Origin of the sequence: Xanthomonas bonasiae (assembly GCF_014836395.1) — a bacterium.
Lineage (GTDB): Bacteria > Pseudomonadota > Gammaproteobacteria > Xanthomonadales > Xanthomonadaceae > Xanthomonas_A > Xanthomonas_A bonasiae.
The window spans coordinates 42589-59665 of the sequence record NZ_JACSQX010000007.1 but is presented as its reverse complement, the minus strand read 5'-3'; the positions used below and the strand labels follow the sequence as shown (position 1 = coordinate 59665).

Sequence of the window (17077 nt, the reverse complement as noted above, 5' to 3'; positions counted from 1 at the left end):
CGGCTAAACCTCGGCCGCGATGGGGCGCGCGGGCCTGGCGAAGACCGATCGAATCAGGCGCGCACCTTCGACACAGGCGCCGCGCCGCGGGACGCGACGAAGTTCTGCGGATCGGTGACGCGACGTCCGGATCGAGGGAGCGCCGTCGGCGGAGTGGTGTGGGAGCGACTTCAGTCGCGACGGGCGTTCGCGGTAAATCCCGTCGCGACTGAAGTCGCTCCCACAGTGGCAGGACCGATGGACCGAAATGTCCCCGTGCTTGGTTAACGCGTTGCGCGCCTCAGGCCGGCACGCGGGTACCGAGCACGCTGCCCTGCTGGCGCAGGCGCTCGAGCAGCGCGGCGCCGTCGTGCAGCAGCGCGGCCGGGTCCTGGCCGTGCTCGGCGGCCAGGCGCAACAGCAGCGCGCGTCCGCTGTGCTCGCCGTCGCGCAGCCGCTCGACCAGGGCATGCGCCAGCGGCGCCAGTTCGGCGAAGCGGGCCTGGCCGTCGGCATCGCGCCGCGCCAGCAGGCAGGTGGCCTGCGCCGGTGCCTCGCCCGGTTGCCAGGCCGGGCCGATGCGCTGCACCGGCCAGCGATAGCGCAGCAGGCGCAGCCAGGGCGAGAGCTGCGGAACGCCGTCGAGCAGGTCGCCGTGCGGATCGTGCGGCGGCAATGGCGCATCGTCGATCTGCACCTCCAGCTCGACCGTTTCGTAGTGCGCCAGTTCCGCCAGCCATGGCTGTTGCGCGTCCTCGCCGCGTTGCTGCAGGAAGCGCACGAACTCGCCGCCGATGCGCGGGAACAGCGGCGTGCGCGCGCGGTGCCCGGCGCAGAACGCGCGCAGCAGTGCCTGCCATGCGTCCTCGCCCAGGGTGGCGCGCAGCACCGGGAAATGCGAGGCGAGCAATTGCGCGAGGTTGTCGAAGAACAGCGCGCGGTACACCGCCAGCCGCCGCGGCTCGATGTCCGCCGGCGGCGCGTGCCGCTGCGGATCGCGCAGGTGCAGGGCCAGCGCGAACTGCTGCGCGTGCAGGGAATCAGCCATGCGCCGCTTGCGCCATCTGCGCTGCTCGCGCCGACGTGGCCTGCGCCTGTGCGTCGCGGATGCGCTGCACCTCGTGCAGCAGCTCGGACAGCGGCGGGAACTGGCTGTCGCGCTCGAGCAGGGTGGGGCGCACGCCATGCAGCCGATAGGCGGCGTCGAGCAGATCCCACACGTCGGCAGCCACCGCCGCGCCGTGGGTGTCGATCTTCAGCGCGCTGGCGGCGTCGTCGCGATGCCCGGCGATGTGATACGAGGCGATGCGTGCGCTCGGCATCGCGGCAAGGAAGGCGCGGGCGTCGTAGCCGTGGTTGGCGGCGTTGACGCAGACGTTGTTGACGTCGAGCAGCAGGTCGCAGTCGGCTTCGGCCAGCACCGCGGCAACGAACTCGGCTTCGCTCAACGCCTGGCCAGGCGCGGCGTAGTAGGACACGTTCTCCACCGCGATGCGCCGGCCGAGCGCATCCTGCGCCTGGGCGATGCGTGCGCCGGCATGGCGCACCGCCTCGTCGGTGAACGGCAGCGGCAGCAGTTCGTAGAGCTGGCCGTCGTCGGCGTTGTAGCTCAGGTGTTCGCTGTACAGCGCGACGCGGTGCCGATCCAGGAACCGCCGGGTCTGCCGCAGCAGGTCCGCGTCCAGCGGCGCCATGCCGCCGAGCGACAGCGACAGGCCATGGCAGCTCAGCGGATGGCGCGCGGCCAGCGTATCCAGCATCGCGCCCAGGCGGCCGCCGACGCCGATCCAGTTGTCCGGCGCGCACTCGAGAAAATCGAACGCGGCCGGCGCGGCCTGCAGCAGTTCCGGCAGCAGGCCGCGGCGCAGGCCGAGTCCGGCGCTCGCCGCAGGCAGCAGGCGCGGCGCGGAATCAGCCGCCGCCACCGCACTTGCCTTCGCCGCACTTGCCTTCGGCCATCGCCTTGTCGTCATGCTGGGCGGCGGCCTTGTCCGGCTTGGCCGTAGCGGCGTCCTGCGCATGCGCACCGCATGTGCCCTCGGCGGCCTTGTCGGCGCCGGCGGCATCCGTGGACTTGGCATTGGTTTTGGGCTGCGCCGGCACCGTGGTCGCTGCCTTGTCGGCGCTCGGCGGCGCCGCGGCCTGGGCGCCGAGCGCATAGCCCTGGGCCAGGTCGGTCATCGCCAGCGCGGAGGCGGACAGGCCCAGGCCACCGAGCAGGACGGCGCCGGCGAGGGCGGTGGACGGACGCGAGGGAATGGACATGCGGACTCTCCTGGCAGGCGGACGTGGTGCCGGCGTCGCCACGCTGGCCGTGTCCGCCAAGCGTACCCGCTGGCGCCGTGCGCCGCATGCGGCGCTGCGCCGTCCGCCAACGAAAAGGCCCCGCCGAAGCGGGGCCTGGTGTGCGCCGCCGCCTCAGCGGCTGTTGGCGATGACGCTACTGATGACGCCGGTGGCGACGGCGATCAGCACGTACTGGTTGTCGACCCGGCGCCACTCGTGGCCACGCGGCGGCGCCTTCAGGCCGCGCTTGCGGTAGTCGGGCACGCGGTCGCCGCGATGATCGGAGGCCAGGCGTTCGCCGCGCTTGTAGTGGCGCGGACCTTCATGGCGGCCGTTGTCGTGGCGGTCGTCGCGATGATCGTCGCGGCGGCCGTCGTTGCGCGCCTGTTGCGGACCGCGATCGCCGTGCTGGTCCTTGCGGCCCTTGTCGTCCTGATGGTCCTTGCGCACCTGCTGCGGATCGCGGTCGCGATCGTGGTCGTCCTGGCCGGCGGCGAATGCGCCGCCGGAGGCCAGCAAGGACAGGGCGAGGACCGAACCGATGATGCGCTTCATGGTGTCTCCTGGGTGGTCGGTGGAGAACGGCTCCACGCGTACCGACACGCTAGGCGCCAGCCGATGAATAGGCGATAAAATTTCCAGGAGATTCAATCATTTGCACGTGTCGATATGTGTCGCCACGTATCGACCGCGTCGAGGCCGCGTGAATCCGGACTCAGATGCCCGAGGTGCTGCTGGTTTCGTCGCGCTTGTCGCGCGGCGGCAGCGGCTGGTCGCCATGCACCAGGAACCACACGTTCTCGGCGATGTTGGTGGCGTGGTCGCCGATCCGCTCCAGGTTCTTGGCCATGAACAGCAGATGCGTGCACGGGGTGATGTTGCGCGGATCTTCCATCATGTAGGTCAGCAGTTCGCGGAACAGTGCGGTGTACTGCGCGTCCAGCAGCGCATCGCCCTGGCGGACCCGCAGCGCGGCGTCGGCGTCGTTGCTCTGGTAGGCGAGCAGCGCTTCGCGGACCTGCTGCGCGGCGAGCTTGCCGAGCTGGCGCAGGCCCAGCGTCTGCGGCATCGGCGGCGAGGTGTTCAGCGCGATCGAGCGCTTGGCCACGTTCGCCGCGTAGTCGCCGATGCGCTCGATGTCGGCCGGGATGCGCAGGCCGGCGAGGATCTCGCGCAGGTCGCGCGCCATCGGCCCACGCAACGCCAGCCGCATCACGTCGCTGCTGATCGCATGCTCGAGCGCGTCGATCGCCTCGTCGTTGACGACGATGCGCAGCGCGGCGTTGTCGTCGCGGCGCTCGACCACGTCCAGCGCCGCTTCCAGCTGCGCCACCGCTGTCTCGCCCATGCGCACGATCTCCGCGGCGATGCGGTGCTGTTCTTCGTCGTAGCTCTTCACGATGTGCTCGTTCGGCTGGGTGTTCATGTCGTAGGTCCGTTGGATTCGTTAGTGTCGCCGCGGCCGTCCTGGCGTCGCGGGGCTGGCGTCGGGGCGTCTCAGCCGAAGCGGCCGGTGATGTAGTCTTCGGTCTGCTGCTTGCTGGGCTGCGAGAAGATGATCTCGGTGCGGTCGTGTTCGATCAGGTCGCCCAGGTACATGAAGGCGGTGTAGTCGGACACGCGCGCGGCCTGCTGCATGTTGTGGGTGACGATGACGATGGTGTAGTCGTTCTTCAGTTCTTCGACCAGTTGCTCGATGCGGCTGGTGGAAATCGGGTCCAACGCCGAGGTCGGCTCGTCGAGCAGCAGCACGTCCGGGCGCAGGGCCACGGCGCGGGCGATGCACAGGCGCTGCTGCTGGCCGCCGGACAGGCCCAGCGCGCTCTGCCCGAGCTTGTCCTTGACCTCGTCCCACAGCGCGCCCTGGCGCAGCGCCTGCTCGACGCGGTCGGTCATGTCCGCCTTGGACAGCTTCTCGTGGTGGCGGATGCCGTAGGCGACGTTCTCGAAGATGGTCATCGGGAACGGCACCGGCTTCTGGAACACCATGCCGACCTTGCTGCGCAGTCGGTTCATCGGGTACTTCGGCGACAGGATGTTCTCGCCGTCCAGCAGCACCTCGCCGCGCGCCTCCAGCTTCGGATACAGCGCATAGATGCGGTTGAAGATGCGCAGCAGGGTCGACTTGCCGCAACCGGACGGGCCGATCAACGCGGTGACGCGCTTTTCCGGCACCTCGATGTTGATGCCCTTCAGCGCGTGGTACTTGTCGTAGTAGAAGTCCAGGCCGCGTGCGGCCACCTTGACCGGCGATGGCGCCAGCGCGGTGTGTCCGGCGGGCATGGCGATGCGGTGCATCGGTGCGGTGTTGTGGTGATCGTTCATGGCCGGTTCCATAGGGGAATCAATCGTTGGAAGTCTTGTAGCGGCGCAGCAGGCCGCGCGCGCCGAGGCTGACCAGCAGCACGAACACGGTGAGCACCAGCGCGCCGGACCAGGCCAGCTGCTGCCAGCTCGGGTAGGGGCTGCCGGCGAAGGAGTTCATCACCACCGGCACGCTCGCCATCGGCTGCATCACGTTGTTGTTCCAGTACTGGTTGCCGAATGCGGTGAACAGCAGCGGCGCGGTCTCACCGCTGATGCGCGCCAGCGCCAGCAGCACGCCGGTGACGATGCCGGCCGAGGCGCTGCGGTACAGCACCTGCACCGTCACCTTCCACTGCGGGATGCCCAGCGACAGCGCCGCTTCGCGCATCTGCGAGGGCACCAGGCGCAGCATTTCGTCGGTGGTGCGCACCACCACCGGCAGCACGATGAAGGCCAGCGACAGCGCGCCGGCCATCGCCGAGAAGCGCCCGCCGGTCTGCATCACGTACAGCGTGTACACGAACAAGCCGAGTACGATCGACGGCGCCGACAGCAGGATGTCGTTGACGAAGCGCACCACCTGGCCGGTCTTGCGCGCATTGCCGTATTCGGCCAGCCAGGTGCCTGCGGCCACGCCCAGCGGCGTGCCGATCAGCAGCGCCAGGCCGCACATCACCGCGCTGCCGAAGAACGCATTGGCCAGGCCGCCTTCTTCGCCTGGCGGCGGGGTCATGCGGGTGAACAGGTCGACGTCGATGCCGGCGATGCCCTTGGACAGCAGGGTCCACAGGATCCAGCCCAGGAACGCCAGCCCGAACAGCGCGGTGAGGCAGGACAGCAGCAGCGCGAACACGTTGACCACGCGGCGGCGGTTGTACAGGCGGTCGGCGATGTCGGCGGCCATTTAGTTGCCCTCCCGGCGCGACAGTTGCTGCAGCATCAGGCGGGCGATCGCCAGCACCACGAAGGTCACGATGAACAGCACGAAGCCCAGCAGCAGCAGCGCCGAACGGTAGGTCTCGGTGGCCTCGCCGAAGTCGTTGGCGATCAGCGCGGCGATGGTGGTGCCCGGTTCCAGCAGCGACGGCGACAGCCGCACCGTGTTGCCGACCACGAACGCCACCGCCATGGTCTCGCCGAGCGCGCGGCCCAGGCCCAGGAAGATGCCGCCGATCACCGCCGAGCGGGTGTAGGGCAGCACGATGTCCCAGCTCACTTCCCACTTGGTCGAACCCAGCGCGTAGGCCGATTCCTTCAGGCGCGTCGGCACGGTCAGGAACACTTCGCGCATCACTGAGGAGATGAACGGGATCACCATGATCGCCAGCACGAAGCCGGCGGTGAGCAGGCCGATGCCCAGCGGCGGGCCCTGGAACATCGGGCCGATCACCGGCAGCGTGCCGACGTGGTCGTTGAGCCAGGGGGTACCGTATTCGGTCATCACCGGCACCAGCACGAACAGGCCCCACATGCCGTAGATGATCGACGGGATGCCGGCCAGCAGTTCGATGGCGGTGCCGATCGGGCCGCGCAGCCAGCGCGGCGACACTTCGGTCAGGAAAAACGCGATGCCGTAGCTCACCGGCACCGCGATCAGCATCGCGATCATGGCGGTGACCAGGGTGCCGTAGATCGGCGCCAGCGCGCCGTACTTGTTCTCGACCGGATTCCATTCGCTGGAGTAGAAGAAGCTCAGGCCCTGCATCTGCAAGGCATGGCGGCCGCCCCACAGCATCGACAGCGCCGCGCTGGCCAGGGCGATGAGGACGAAGACGACGGTGGCGGTGAGCGTCCAGCGGAACAGACGGTCGGCACGGGCGTCGCGCAGGTCGCGTCCGCTGGGCGCCGGTATCGCTTCGGGAATGACAGTGGCGTTCATGGGCTCGGTGTTTGCCGGAGCGCGCGGTGGCGCGGTCCGATCGTTGCCGCGGCGGCGATGGCCGCGCGCGGTGGGTGGCTGCGTCGCTCCCGCGCGAGCGGGAACCCGAAAGTCCGGACTACGTCGTACCGATGCGGCGCCCGGCGCTGCCTGCAGCAATGCCGGGCGCGGTTCACATGCGCGGCGCGTCACGCCGCCGCGCACATGCTTCCGCCGGCGAGGGCGGAAGCGGGGTGGCGCTTACTTGAACTCTTTGGCCCAGTACGCCTCGATCTGCTGCACCAGCTCCGGCGGCAGCGGCACGTAGTGCAGTTCGTTGGCCTGCGGCTGGCCCTTCTCGAACGCCCACTTGAAGAACTCCAGGGTCGCCTTGCTGCGCGCCGCATCCTTGGGCTGCTTGTGCATCAGCATGAAGTTGGTAGCGGTGATCGGCCACGCCTGCGCGCCGGGCGCGTTGGTGATCACCAGGTTGAAGTCCTTAGCGTTGGCCCAGTCGGCCGACGCGGCCGCCGCGGCGAAGCTTTCGGCGTTGGGCTGGACCCAGTTGCCGGCCGCATTCTGCAGCGAGGCGTACGGCATCTTGTTCTGCAGCGCGTAGGCCAGTTCGACGTAGCCGATCGAGCCCTTGATCTGTTGCACGTACGAGGCCACGCCTTCGTTGCCCTTGCCGCCGACGCCGCCCGGCCACTGCACCGAGGTGCCTTCGCCGACCTTGCTCTTCCAGTCCGGGCTGACCTTGGACAGGTAGTTGGTGAAGTTGAAGCTGGTGCCCGAACCGTCGGAGCGGTGCACCAGGTTGATCTTGGTGCTGGGCAGGGTGGTGCCCGGGTTCAGCGCGACGATCGCCGGATCGTTCCAGGTGGTGACCTTGCCGAGGAAGATGTCCGCCAGCACGCTGCCGGTCAGCTTCAGCTTGCCCGCTTCCATGCCGTCCATGTTGACCACCGGCACGACCCCCCCGATCGCCGAGGGGAACTGGCCGAGGCCGGCCGCGGCCAGCTCGGCGCTGTCCAGCGGCTTGTCGGAGGAACCGAAATCGACGGTGCCGGCCTTGATCTGGGCGATGCCGCCGCCGGAGCCGATCGACTGGTAGTTGATCTTGTTGCCGGTGGCGGTGTGGTAGTCGGCCGACCACTTGGACACCAGCGGATAGATGAAGGATGCGCCGGCGCCGGAGATTTCCGCGGCGGTCTTGGCGCCGTCGGCCGGAGCGGCTGCGGGCGCACCACCTGCCGCATCGGCGGCACCCTGCGGCTTGTCGCCATTGCCCGGCTGGCAGGCAGTGACGGCGAAGGCGAGGGCCAGGGACAGGACGGCAAAGCGTGCCGGCTGCAATTTCATGGAGTCACTCCGTAGCGAAGAGGGCCGGAAGGTCCGGCGGATGTTCGCTATGAAATGATGTTTTTGTTACAGCCTCATGACGCGGCTGCCCGTGCGTGAAATTGGTCAAGGAAAACAGCAGCTTCGCTCCCTTCTCCCATCGCGAGCGGGGACGGGGGGGAGGGGGCGGGCGAAGCCACGCGCAGATGGGCGGGCTCGCTGCGCTGGTGCTCGGGTCCTTCGGTCTCTGGTCGGCTCTGGCGCGTCCTGCGAGATCAGGCACCGCTTCGTGCCTGCCCTCATCCGCCCTTCGGGCACCTTCCCCGAAAAGGGGGCCATGGTCCCGAGGGGAGATGGGGGCATGGTCTCGGAAGGAGAAGGAATAAAAAACGCGGGCCCCGTGAGGGGCCCGCGTCCGGGTAGCGATCGGCGGAGAGAGAGCCGATCAATACTTCAGGTTGGCGCTCCAGTACGCGTCGATCTGCTTGACCAGCGCGTCCGGCAGCGGCACGTAGTCCAGCTGCTTGGCCTGGGCGTCGCCGTTGGCGTAGACCCACTTGAAGAAGTCCTTGGTGGCCTTGGCGCTGGCCGGGTTCTTCGGCTGCTTGTGGACCAGGATGAAGTTGGTCGCGGTGATCGGCCACGACGCCTCGCCCGGGGCGTTGGTCATCACCAGGTAGAAGTCCTTGGCGCTGGCCCAGTCGGCGCTGGCGGCAGCGGCGGCGAAGCTCTCGTCGCTGGGCTGCACGAACTTGCCGGCGGCGTTCTTCATCGCGGTGTAGGACATCTTGTTCTGCAGCGCGTAGGAGAGCTCGACGTAGCCGATGCCGCCCTTGATCTGCTTGACGTAGGCGGCGACGCCTTCGTTGCCCTTGCCGCCGATGCCGACCGGCCACTGCACCGCGGTGCCTTCGCCGACCTTGCTCTTCCAGTCCGGATTGACCTTGGACAGGTAGTTGGTGAAGTTGAAGCTGGTGCCCGAACCGTCGGAGCGATGCACCACGGTGATCTTGCCGTCGGGCAGCTTCACGCCCGGGTTCAGGGCGACGATCGCCGGGTCGTTCCAGGTCTTGACCTTGCCCAGGAAGATGTCGGCCAGGGTCTTGCCGTCCAGCTTCAGCGCGCCCGGGGCGACGCCCTGCACGTTGACCACCGGCACCACGCCGCCGATCACCGACGGGAACTGGGCCAGGCCGGACGCGGCCAGGTCGTCCGGCTTCAGCGGCGCATCGGAAGAACCGAAGTCGACCGTGGCCGCCTTGATCTGGGCGATACCGCCGCCGGAACCGATCGACTGGTAGTTGACCTTCTTGCCGGTCGCGGCGTTGTAGTCGGCCGACCACTTGGACATGACCGGATAGATGAACGAGGCGCCCGCGCCGGTGACATCGGCGGCATTGGCGGCGAACACGAACGACGCGGCGACGACAGCAGTCGCGACGCGGGATTTGAGCGAGAGGATCACGGAGGAAGCTCCTGGAGGGTGGTATGCGGGGCACCGCATGCGGTCATTACATAACCGTTCGATGACGGTGCCGGGGCTGCTACATGACGGAAACATGACGCTGCGACGGAGCATGGCGCCGGTGCCGCGCACGGCATGCGCCGCGCGCGGCATCGGGCCGCGGCGATTACCAGTAGAACTGCGCGCGCGCTTCGAGGATGTTCGGCTTGTCGCTGACGTTGCCGCGGGTGGTGCTGCTGTACTTGCTGCTGTCCACCATCACGTAGTTCAGCGCCAGCTTGAAGTTGGAGCGCCAGTACCAGTTGGCGCCGACCGTCCAGGTGCTCATCTTGCCGCCGAGCACGCCGTCGACCAGCGGTGCGCCGACCGGACGCGCGATCAGGTCGCCGTCGTTCAGGTCGATGCTGTCGTAACGCACGCCCAGCTGCCACATGCCGCTGGCCGGCTCGTTCGGCAGCGGGGTGGTCGGCACGCCGGCCTTGTAGCCCCAGGTCTCGCCGGTGATATTCCACACGCCGCTGAGGTACCAGCCATCGCTGCTGTAGTTGTCGCTGGAGCCGTAGCGCTCGACCTTGGCGTTGTAGTACTCGGCCTGGGTCTTGAACGGGCCGGTGACCCACATCGCTTCGCCGCCGATCACGCCGATGCGGTCGGTGTTGGTCAGGTTGCCGCTGTCGACCAGGCGCACCGAGGCCAGGTCGGCGTCCGGACGCGCGCGCAGGCGCAGCGTGTCGGCGTCGGTGTCGTAGTTCACGTAGCTCAGGCCGAAGTGCAGGATGTTGCCCGACTCGTTGATCGGCGCGAAGGTGCCGCGCGCGCCGTAGCCGCTGCCGTGCGCCAGGTTGCGGGTCAGCTCGCGGCCGAACACGCTGCCGACCACGCTCCAGTTGTTGTCGCCGTAGCCGACCGCGCCGCCGAGGCGACGCGACACCGCGTAGGTGTTGGTGACCGAGGCCTTGGAGATGAAGTCGTTGTTCTTGGTGCTGGACAGTTCTTCCAGGCTGTTGGGCTGCTTGTACTGGCCGACCTGCAGGAAGTTGTTGGCGTTGCCGCCGAACTTGTACTTGATGTTGTTGTCCAGGAACTTGCCGGTGCTGCGCACGGTGGTGCCGTTGTTGGCCGACTCGCGCAGGGTGCTGGCGTCGTAGCCGACGACCCACTCGTAGTTGCCCGGGCCCTTGCCCTTGGCGACCAGCTCGGCGCGGCGGATGCCGAACTCGGAGTTCTTGCCGTTGTTGCCGGTGGTGCCGTTGAGGTCCTGGACGTCGTTGTCGTACCAGTTGCCGTCGGCCTGGACCAGGCCTTCGAAGGAGATTTCCGAGCCGCCGATCACGTCGATGGCGATTTCGGCGTGGGCGGCAGGCGCGAACATCGCAGCGAGCACGGCTGCCGAGAGAAGGGTGCGAGACAGTTTCATGGGTTGCCTGGGCGGTGGAAGATGCGCGCAGGCTAATATGTGAAGATTGCGTAAATGTGACACTTAACGTACACCGGGCGTGCACGCCGGTGCACGCCACTGCGTTATCTGCGCCATTGGACGCGCGCCATGTTGCGTTCCGATGGCGCGCAGATGAAACGCCGCACGCGGGTGTGGCGGACGACGGACATCACAAAGCGCGGCATCGTCTCGCCAGCGCGCCATCGATTGGCTCTTTTGTGCGCTGCACCACTTGTCGGTCGCGGACCCGCTGGGTAGCGTGGAGACATGAACTCGCATGCCCGCAAACGGATGCCGATGCTCGCCGCACTGTTGCTGATCGCGCTGCTGGCGCTGATGCCGGCGTTGCGCCCGGCGCCGACGGCGCTGGCGCCGGCGCCGACCGACAGCGGCCAGGCGGCTGCGCCGGAAGTGCAGGTGGCGGACGCGCAGGACGCATCGCGCAGCAGCGCCGATCAGCTTGCGTACGACGACACGCCGGTGCTGCCGGCCGCGCCATGGCGGCCGGCACGCATCGCGCCGATCTGGCCCGAGCCGGCGGCGCGGCACGGCGCCGGCACCCATCCGCGGCCGCGTCTGCGACCTCCCAGCGCCTGAGCCAGCGGATCCGATCCCGCTCGGCCGCCGGCCGCGTCGAGGTCGATCGCCGCTCCGACTTCCACCCGCCCGCCAGCGCCTGCCTACTCGTGCAGTGCGTCCACGGCGCGGCCCTCGCTGTCCGTCCCCCGTTCTGCGGCATCCGCCGCGGCGACGCCTTTCCCTTGTCCCGAGGTTCCCCCATGGAAAGTCTGCTCAATGGTTTCCGCCACTTCCGCAAGGAGGTCTACCCGCGCCAGCGCGGCCTGTTCCGGCAACTGGCCGGCGGCCAGACCCCGCACACGCTGTTCATCACCTGCGCCGATTCGCGGGTGATGCCGGAACTGATGTTCGCCGCGCAGCCCGGCGAACTGTTCGTCTACCGCAATATCGGCAACGTGGTGCCGCCGTACTCGCAGCACGTCAGCGGCGTGGTCGCGGCGATCGAATACGCGGTGGCGGTGCTGCAGGTGAAACACATCGTGGTCTGCGGCCACACCGACTGCGGCGCGATGAAGGCGGTACTCAACCCCGACGCGTTGCAGGACGTGCCGAACGTGGCCGCCTGGCTCAAGCACACCGACAGCGCGCGCCAGGTCGCCGCGCAGCACGACCACGCCGGGCACCCCGAGGACGCGCTGCACTGCCTGACCGAGGAGAACGTGGTGTCGCAACTGGACCACCTGCGCACCCAGCCGGTGGTGGCGGCGCGGCTGGCACGCGGCGCGCTGCGCATCCATGGCTGGATCTACGACATCGCCCACGGCGAGATCCGCGCCTTCGATGCCGAGCAGGGCCGCTTCGTGCCGCTGCTGCCGGAAGAGGGCAAGCGCGCCCCCGAAGCCACCCCGCGCCCGCGCCTGGTGCCGGTCCTGCGCAACGTCGCGGTCTGAAGGAGTCGATCATGCGAACCATGACAGAACCCTCCCGCGCCGGCGCCTCCGCGCTCGCCGGCTACCTGCGCGACGGCGCGTTCGGCCGCGACCTGCTGGCCTCGGTGGTGGTGTTCCTGGTCGCGCTGCCGCTGTGCATGGGCATCGCCATCGCCTCGGGCATGCCGCCGGCCGCGGGCCTGATCACCGGCATCGTCGGCGGCCTGGTGGTCGGCATGATCGCCGGCTCGCCGCTGCAGGTCAGCGGCCCCGCCGCCGGCCTGGCCGTGCTGGTGTTCGAACTCGTGCGCCAGCATGGCGTGGCCGCATTGGGGCCGGTGATCCTGCTGGCCGGCGCGATCCAGTTGATCGCCGGGCTGTGCCGGGCCGGCGTGTGGTTCCGCATGACCTCGCCGGCGGTGGTCGCCGGCATGCTCTCGGGCATCGGCATCCTGATCGTCGCCTCGCAATCGCACGTGCTGATGGATGCGGCGCCGAAGGCGCGCGGGCTGGAGAATTTCGCCGCCTTGCCGGCGGTACTGTGGCAGGCGCTGGAGGCGGGCGTGGGCCGTGCCGCGCTGGCGGTCGGCCTGGGCACCATCGCGATCATGCTGGCCTGGGAGCGGCTGCGGCCGCAACCGCTGCGCTTCGTGCCCGGCGCGTTGCTGGCGGTGGTGGCGATGACCGCGCTGGTGCAGCTGCAGGGCCTGGACGTGCGCAAGGTCGACGTGCCGGCCAACCTGTTCTCGGCGATCCAGACCCCGACCCTGACCGAGATGCTCGGCGTGTTCGATGCGACGCTGCTGCTGTCGGCCTTCACCTTCGCCTTCATCGCCAGCGCCGAGACCTTGTTGTCGGCGGCGGCGGTGGACCGCATGCACGACGGCCCGCGCACCCACTACGATCGCGAACTCGCCGCGCAGGGCGTGGGCAACATGCTGTGCGGCTTTCTCGGCGCGTTGCCGATGACCGGCGTGATCGTGCGCAGCGCGGCCAACGTGCAGGCCGGCGCCGCCACACGCATGTCCACCATCCTGCACGCCGGCTGGCTGCTGGTGTTCGCGCTGCTGCTGCCGTGGCTGCTGCGGATGACCCCGGTGGCGTGCCTGGCCGGCATCCTGGTCTATACCGGGCTGAAGATGGTCAAGCTCGGGCAGGTGCGCGACCTGGCCGCCTACGGCCGCGGCACCGCCGCGATCTACCTGGCGACCACCTTCGCCATCGTCGCCACCGACCTGCTCACCGGCGTGCTGATCGGTTTCGCCCTGTCGTTGTTGCGGCTGGCGCTGCAGCAGTCGCGGCTGAAGGTCGGCGTGCATGCGCACGAGGACGCCGACGGCAGCGCTGCGGCAGGGGCCGGAGCCGGCAAGCTGCGCCTGTCGCTGGAGGGCTCGGCGACCTTCCTGCGCGTGCCGACGATGGCGCGCACCCTCGAGCGGTTGCCGCCCAACACCGAGCTGCATCTGGACGTGGCGCGGCTGCATCACGTCGACCATGCCTGCCTGGAGCTGCTGCGCGACTGGAGCCGCAATGCCGCCGCCCGCGGCTGCGCGCTGGTGGTGGACTGGAAGGAACTGGACCGACGCGTGGAGGGGCAGCGCGCGGCGTAGCGGCCGCGCCGTTCTGATGCGCATGCACGGGAATCGTGCAGGAGTGGCTTCGGTCGCGACCAGTGCAGCTGCGGGTATTCCTGATTCGGAAGCTGTCGCGGCTGAAGCCGCTCCTACAGTGCACCCAGCCGGCTATTCGCAGGCCGTGCAGGAGCGGCTTCAGCCGCGACGAGCGAAGCGATGGATGTTCCGAACTGACATGCGGTCGGGACTGAAGTCCCTTCCACAAAAGGCCTCGCCGCTCGGCTGCGCTTGGGAAGCCTTTGTGGGGGCGATTTCGGTTGCGACGAACGCGGCGATGGGTCTTCTGGTTGCGCGAGCGGTCGCGGCTGAAGCCGCTCCTACAGTGCACCCGGTCGGCGATCCGCAAGCTGGTGTAGGAGCGGCTTCAGCCGCGACGAGCGAAGCGGTGGACGTTCCGAACTGACATGCAGTCGGGACTGAAGTCCCTTCCGCAAAGACCTCGTAGCTCGGCTGCGCTTGGGAAGCCTTTGTGGGGGCGATTTCGGTTGCGACGAACGCGGCGACGGGTCTTTCGGTTGCGCGAGCGGTCGCGGCTGAAGCCGCTCCCACAGTGAAGCTGAGCGGCGCTACGACGGCTGTCGTTGGAACAGCCTCACGCCGGCGTCTTGTCCTTGAACCGGCACAGGTCGCGGATCACGCAGCGCGGGCAATCCGGCTTGCGCGCCTTGCACACGTAGCGGCCGTGCAGGATCAGCCAGTGGTGCGCATCGTGCATGAACTGCGCCGGCACCCGCTTGAGCAGGCCGTCCTCGACCGCGCGCACGTCCTTGCCCGGTGCCAGGCCGGTGCGGTTGGCGACGCGGAAGATGTGCGTGTCCACAGCGATGGTCGGCTCGCCGAAGGCGGTGTTGAGCACCACGTTGGCGGTCTTGCGGCCGACCCCGGGCAAGGCCTCCAGCGCCGCGCGGTCGCGCGGCACGTCGCCGGCGTACTGCTCGACCAGGATGCGGCAGGTGGCGATCACGTTCTTGGCCTTCGCGTTGAACAGGCCGATGGTGGAGATGTAGCGCTTCAGGCCATCCTCGCCCAGCGCCAGGATCGCCGCCGGCGTGTTCGCCACCGGATAGAGACGACGCGTGGCCTTGTTGACCCCGACATCGGTGGCCTGCGCCGACAGGATCACCGCGATCAGCAGCTCGAACGGCGTGCTGTAGTCCAGCTCGGTGGTCGGCGTGGGATTGAGTTCGGACAGGCGCGAGAACAGTTCGTGGATCTCGGCCTTGCTCAAGGTGGGTCCGCGCCGCGGCGCGGCGACCGCTGCGCTCATTGCGGACCCCGCGCGGCCGCCCTGGCCTTGGCCCGCGCCAGGATCGCCGCCGCGGCCGGCGGCAGCGACGGCCCCGCGGCGGCGACGGTGGCTGGCGGCGCGCGCCGTGCCTCGCGTGCGGCGGCGCGGCGCGCCAGGCGTGCACTGCGTGCGCGGTAGCGTTCGCGCGCGGCCCAGGCCTCGCGCAGGCGCTGTTGCGCCGCCAGCAGCTGCGCGCGCAGCTGCGGATACGTCGGATCGAGCAGGTCGTCGTCGGCGGTGCCGACGTAGTCCATCAGGCCGGCATCGATCGCCGCGTCGAGATCGTCGTCGAGCACCCAGCGCAACAGGTGCAGCGGCGATGCGGGGGAGGGCAGGTCGGGCATCGGGCGCGCGACTCAGCGATTGCGGAACAGCGGCGGGCGCCGCTCCAGGAATGCGCGCGTGCCTTCGCGCATGTCCTCGCTGGAGAACAGCAGGCCGAACTGCGCGGTCTCGTACTCGAGGCCTTGCTCGATCGCCGATTCGGCGCCGACCTGGATCGCGTCGAGGATGCCGCGCAACGCCAGCGGCGCGGCCGCGGCCAGTTGCCGTGCCAGCTGCAGCGTGGCCTCGCGCAACTCGGCCGCAGGCACCACGCGGTTGACCAGGCCCAACTGCAACGCGCGCGCCGCATCGATCGGCGTGCCGAGCAGGCACAGTTCCAGCGCCGCGGCGCGGCCGGCCAGGCGCACCAGGCGCTGGGTGCCGCCGAAGCCGGGGATCAGCCCGAGGTTGATCTCCGGCTGGCCGAGCCGGGCGCTGTCGGCGGCCACGCGCAGGTGGCAGGCCATGGCCAGTTCCAGCCCGCCGCCGAGCGCGAACCCGTTGACCATCGCCAGCACCGGCTTGGACAGGCGCTCGATCCGGCGCATCAGGCGCTGGCCCAGCTGCGAGAAGTCGCGACCCTGAACCGGTGTGAGTTCGTTCATTTCGGCGATGTCGGCGCCGGCCACGAAGGCCTTCTCGCCGGCGCCGGTCAACACCACGACGCGGATGCCGGGGTCGGCCTCGGCCTCGGCGAAGGCCGCGTCCAGCGCCTGTAATGTTTGGCGATTCAACGCGTTGAGCTTGTCAGCGCGGTTCACGGTGACGATGCGGATCGCATCCTGGGTCGTGGTGACGACCGGCGTGCCGGACATGGCCATTCCTGAGATGTAAAAAAAGAGTGAAGGGAACTCCGGCGGCGCTGGTTTGTCAGAGTTGCGTCGTCGGTAGCGGTTATGCGCCGCGGCGGCTATCCTAACGCGTCATCTCAGGCGGCACAGGCCGTCCTGTGCCACCACCCTGGAGAATTGTTTGATGAAGTTGCGTTCTATTGCGGTCGCCGTGGCGGCCCTAGCCCTGAGCGGCAATGCGTTCGCCCAGGACACCTCGTCCGAGAAGGGCAAGCTGAGCTATTACTTCGGTTACGACTACGGCAACAACCTTGCCGAACTGTCCGGCCGCGGCGAGCAGCTCGATATCAATGCGGTGGTGAAGGGCTTGCAGGATGCCTACGCCAAGAAGCAGCCGGCGGTCGCCGCCGACCAGCTGAAGCCGGCCGTCGAAGCGTTCCAGAAGCGCGAGCAGGCCCGTGCCCAGCAGGCCAAGGCCGACTATGAGAAGGCCGCTGCCGAGAACAAGACCAAGAGCGACCAGTTCATCGCGCAGAACAAGGCCAAGGCCGGCGTGCAGACGCTGCCCAGCGGCGTGCAGTACCGCGTGATCGAAGCCGGCAAGGGCGCCAAGCCGACCCAGGCCAGCACCGTGCAGCTGGAAGTGGCCGGTCCGTACCCGTTCGGCCAGCGCCCGGCGCAGGCGCGTCCGGCGCAGCAGATCCCGTCGATCAAGGTCAGCGAAGTCGAGATGCAGGCCATGCGCGACACGCTGCTGCAGATGCCGGCCGGTTCCAAGTGGGAAGTGACCCTGCCGCCGGACAAGGCCTATGGCGCCGACCCGCGCACGCCGTTCCCGCCGAACGTGGCGGTGCAGTTCGAGATCAAGCTGATCAGCGTCAAGTAAGCGCGCTGTCCAGTGCATGACGATTGCGCCGG

General features: G+C 68.9%; 18 protein-coding genes. 4 read left to right on the top strand and 14 right to left on the bottom strand.

What is annotated here, in order from left to right; genetic code table 11:
• Positions 1–280 precede the first annotated feature (280 nt).
• From H9658_RS12495 to H9658_RS12445, 11 genes are all read right to left on the bottom strand, one after another.
• Complete coding sequence (locus H9658_RS12495; RefSeq protein ID WP_191825582.1) at positions 281–1027, bottom strand: HvfC family RiPP maturation protein; 747 nt, start codon at positions 1025–1027, stop codon at positions 281–283.
• Positions 1020–1904, bottom strand: coding sequence for an HvfB family MNIO-type RiPP peptide maturase (locus H9658_RS12490; RefSeq protein WP_191825581.1), 885 nt, complete (start codon positions 1902–1904; stop codon positions 1020–1022). The genes H9658_RS12495 and H9658_RS12490 overlap by 8 nt, the downstream gene beginning before the upstream one ends.
• On the bottom strand, positions 1891–2244 hold the full coding sequence (locus tag H9658_RS12485; RefSeq protein ID WP_191825580.1) for an HvfA family oxazolone/thioamide-modified RiPP metallophore: 354 nt from the start codon (positions 2242–2244) through the stop codon (positions 1891–1893). The genes H9658_RS12490 and H9658_RS12485 overlap by 14 nt, the downstream gene beginning before the upstream one ends.
• 153 nt (positions 2245–2397) lie before the next feature.
• Positions 2398–2820, bottom strand: a complete 423-nt coding sequence (locus tag H9658_RS12480; protein ID WP_179565790.1) for an RcnB family protein — start codon at positions 2818–2820, stop codon at positions 2398–2400.
• A gap of 160 nt (positions 2821–2980) precedes the next feature.
• Positions 2981–3691 (bottom strand): phosphate signaling complex protein PhoU, encoded by a 711-nt coding sequence (gene phoU, locus H9658_RS12475; protein WP_179565788.1) that lies wholly within the window; start codon positions 3689–3691, stop codon positions 2981–2983.
• Positions 3692–3762: 71 nt separating this feature from the next.
• Positions 3763–4590, bottom strand: a complete 828-nt coding sequence (pstB, locus tag H9658_RS12470) for a phosphate ABC transporter ATP-binding protein PstB (protein ID WP_185815957.1) — start codon at positions 4588–4590, stop codon at positions 3763–3765.
• A 19-nt stretch (positions 4591–4609) separates the two neighbouring features.
• Positions 4610–5476, bottom strand: coding sequence for a phosphate ABC transporter permease PstA (pstA, locus tag H9658_RS12465; protein ID WP_104558869.1), 867 nt, complete (start codon positions 5474–5476; stop codon positions 4610–4612).
• Positions 5477–6451, bottom strand: a complete 975-nt coding sequence (gene pstC, locus H9658_RS12460) for a phosphate ABC transporter permease subunit PstC (RefSeq protein WP_179565782.1) — start codon at positions 6449–6451, stop codon at positions 5477–5479.
• A 240-nt stretch (positions 6452–6691) separates the two neighbouring features.
• Positions 6692–7792, bottom strand: a complete 1101-nt coding sequence (pstS, locus tag H9658_RS12455) for a phosphate ABC transporter substrate-binding protein PstS (protein WP_191825579.1) — start codon at positions 7790–7792, stop codon at positions 6692–6694.
• A 424-nt stretch (positions 7793–8216) separates the two neighbouring features.
• Positions 8217–9236, bottom strand: coding sequence for a phosphate ABC transporter substrate-binding protein PstS (gene pstS / locus H9658_RS12450; protein WP_179565779.1), 1020 nt, complete (start codon positions 9234–9236; stop codon positions 8217–8219).
• A gap of 166 nt (positions 9237–9402) precedes the next feature.
• Positions 9403–10653 (bottom strand): OprO/OprP family phosphate-selective porin, encoded by a 1251-nt coding sequence (locus H9658_RS12445; protein WP_179565777.1) that lies wholly within the window; start codon positions 10651–10653, stop codon positions 9403–9405.
• A gap of 288 nt (positions 10654–10941) precedes the next feature.
• Between H9658_RS12445 and H9658_RS12440 the strand changes: the two genes are divergently transcribed.
• The 3 genes from H9658_RS12440 (at position 10942) to H9658_RS12430 (ending at position 13732) form a co-directional block, all read left to right on the top strand.
• Complete coding sequence (locus tag H9658_RS12440; RefSeq protein ID WP_179565775.1) at positions 10942–11271, top strand: hypothetical protein; 330 nt, start codon at positions 10942–10944, stop codon at positions 11269–11271.
• A gap of 182 nt (positions 11272–11453) precedes the next feature.
• Positions 11454–12143, top strand: a complete 690-nt coding sequence (locus H9658_RS12435) for a carbonic anhydrase (RefSeq protein ID WP_179565773.1) — start codon at positions 11454–11456, stop codon at positions 12141–12143.
• An 11-nt stretch (positions 12144–12154) separates the two neighbouring features.
• A complete protein-coding gene (locus H9658_RS12430; RefSeq protein ID WP_406848126.1) occupies positions 12155–13732 on the top strand; it encodes a SulP family inorganic anion transporter in 1578 nt (525 codons plus the stop codon).
• A gap of 616 nt (positions 13733–14348) precedes the next feature.
• Here the strand turns inward: H9658_RS12430 and nth are convergent.
• Genes nth through H9658_RS12415 form a run of 3 tightly spaced genes read right to left on the bottom strand, consistent with a single transcriptional unit; the run spans position 14349 to position 16183 of the window.
• Positions 14349–15023, bottom strand: a complete 675-nt coding sequence (nth, locus tag H9658_RS12425; protein ID WP_191825577.1) for an endonuclease III — start codon at positions 15021–15023, stop codon at positions 14349–14351.
• Entirely contained in the window at positions 15020–15388 is a 369-nt protein-coding gene (locus H9658_RS12420) for a hypothetical protein (RefSeq protein ID WP_191825576.1), read from the bottom strand. Before H9658_RS12420 ends, nth begins: the two co-directional genes overlap by 4 nt.
• A gap of 12 nt (positions 15389–15400) precedes the next feature.
• Positions 15401–16183: an enoyl-CoA hydratase-related protein gene (locus H9658_RS12415; RefSeq protein ID WP_191825575.1), complete on the bottom strand. Its 783-nt coding sequence runs from the start codon at positions 16181–16183 to the stop codon at positions 15401–15403.
• Between the two features lie 160 nt (positions 16184–16343).
• On the opposite strand from H9658_RS12415, the gene H9658_RS12410 reads away from it, so the two are divergent.
• Positions 16344–17045 (top strand): FKBP-type peptidyl-prolyl cis-trans isomerase N-terminal domain-containing protein, encoded by a 702-nt coding sequence (locus tag H9658_RS12410; RefSeq protein ID WP_145707454.1) that lies wholly within the window; start codon positions 16344–16346, stop codon positions 17043–17045.
• The last annotated feature ends 32 nt before the right edge of the window (positions 17046–17077 follow it).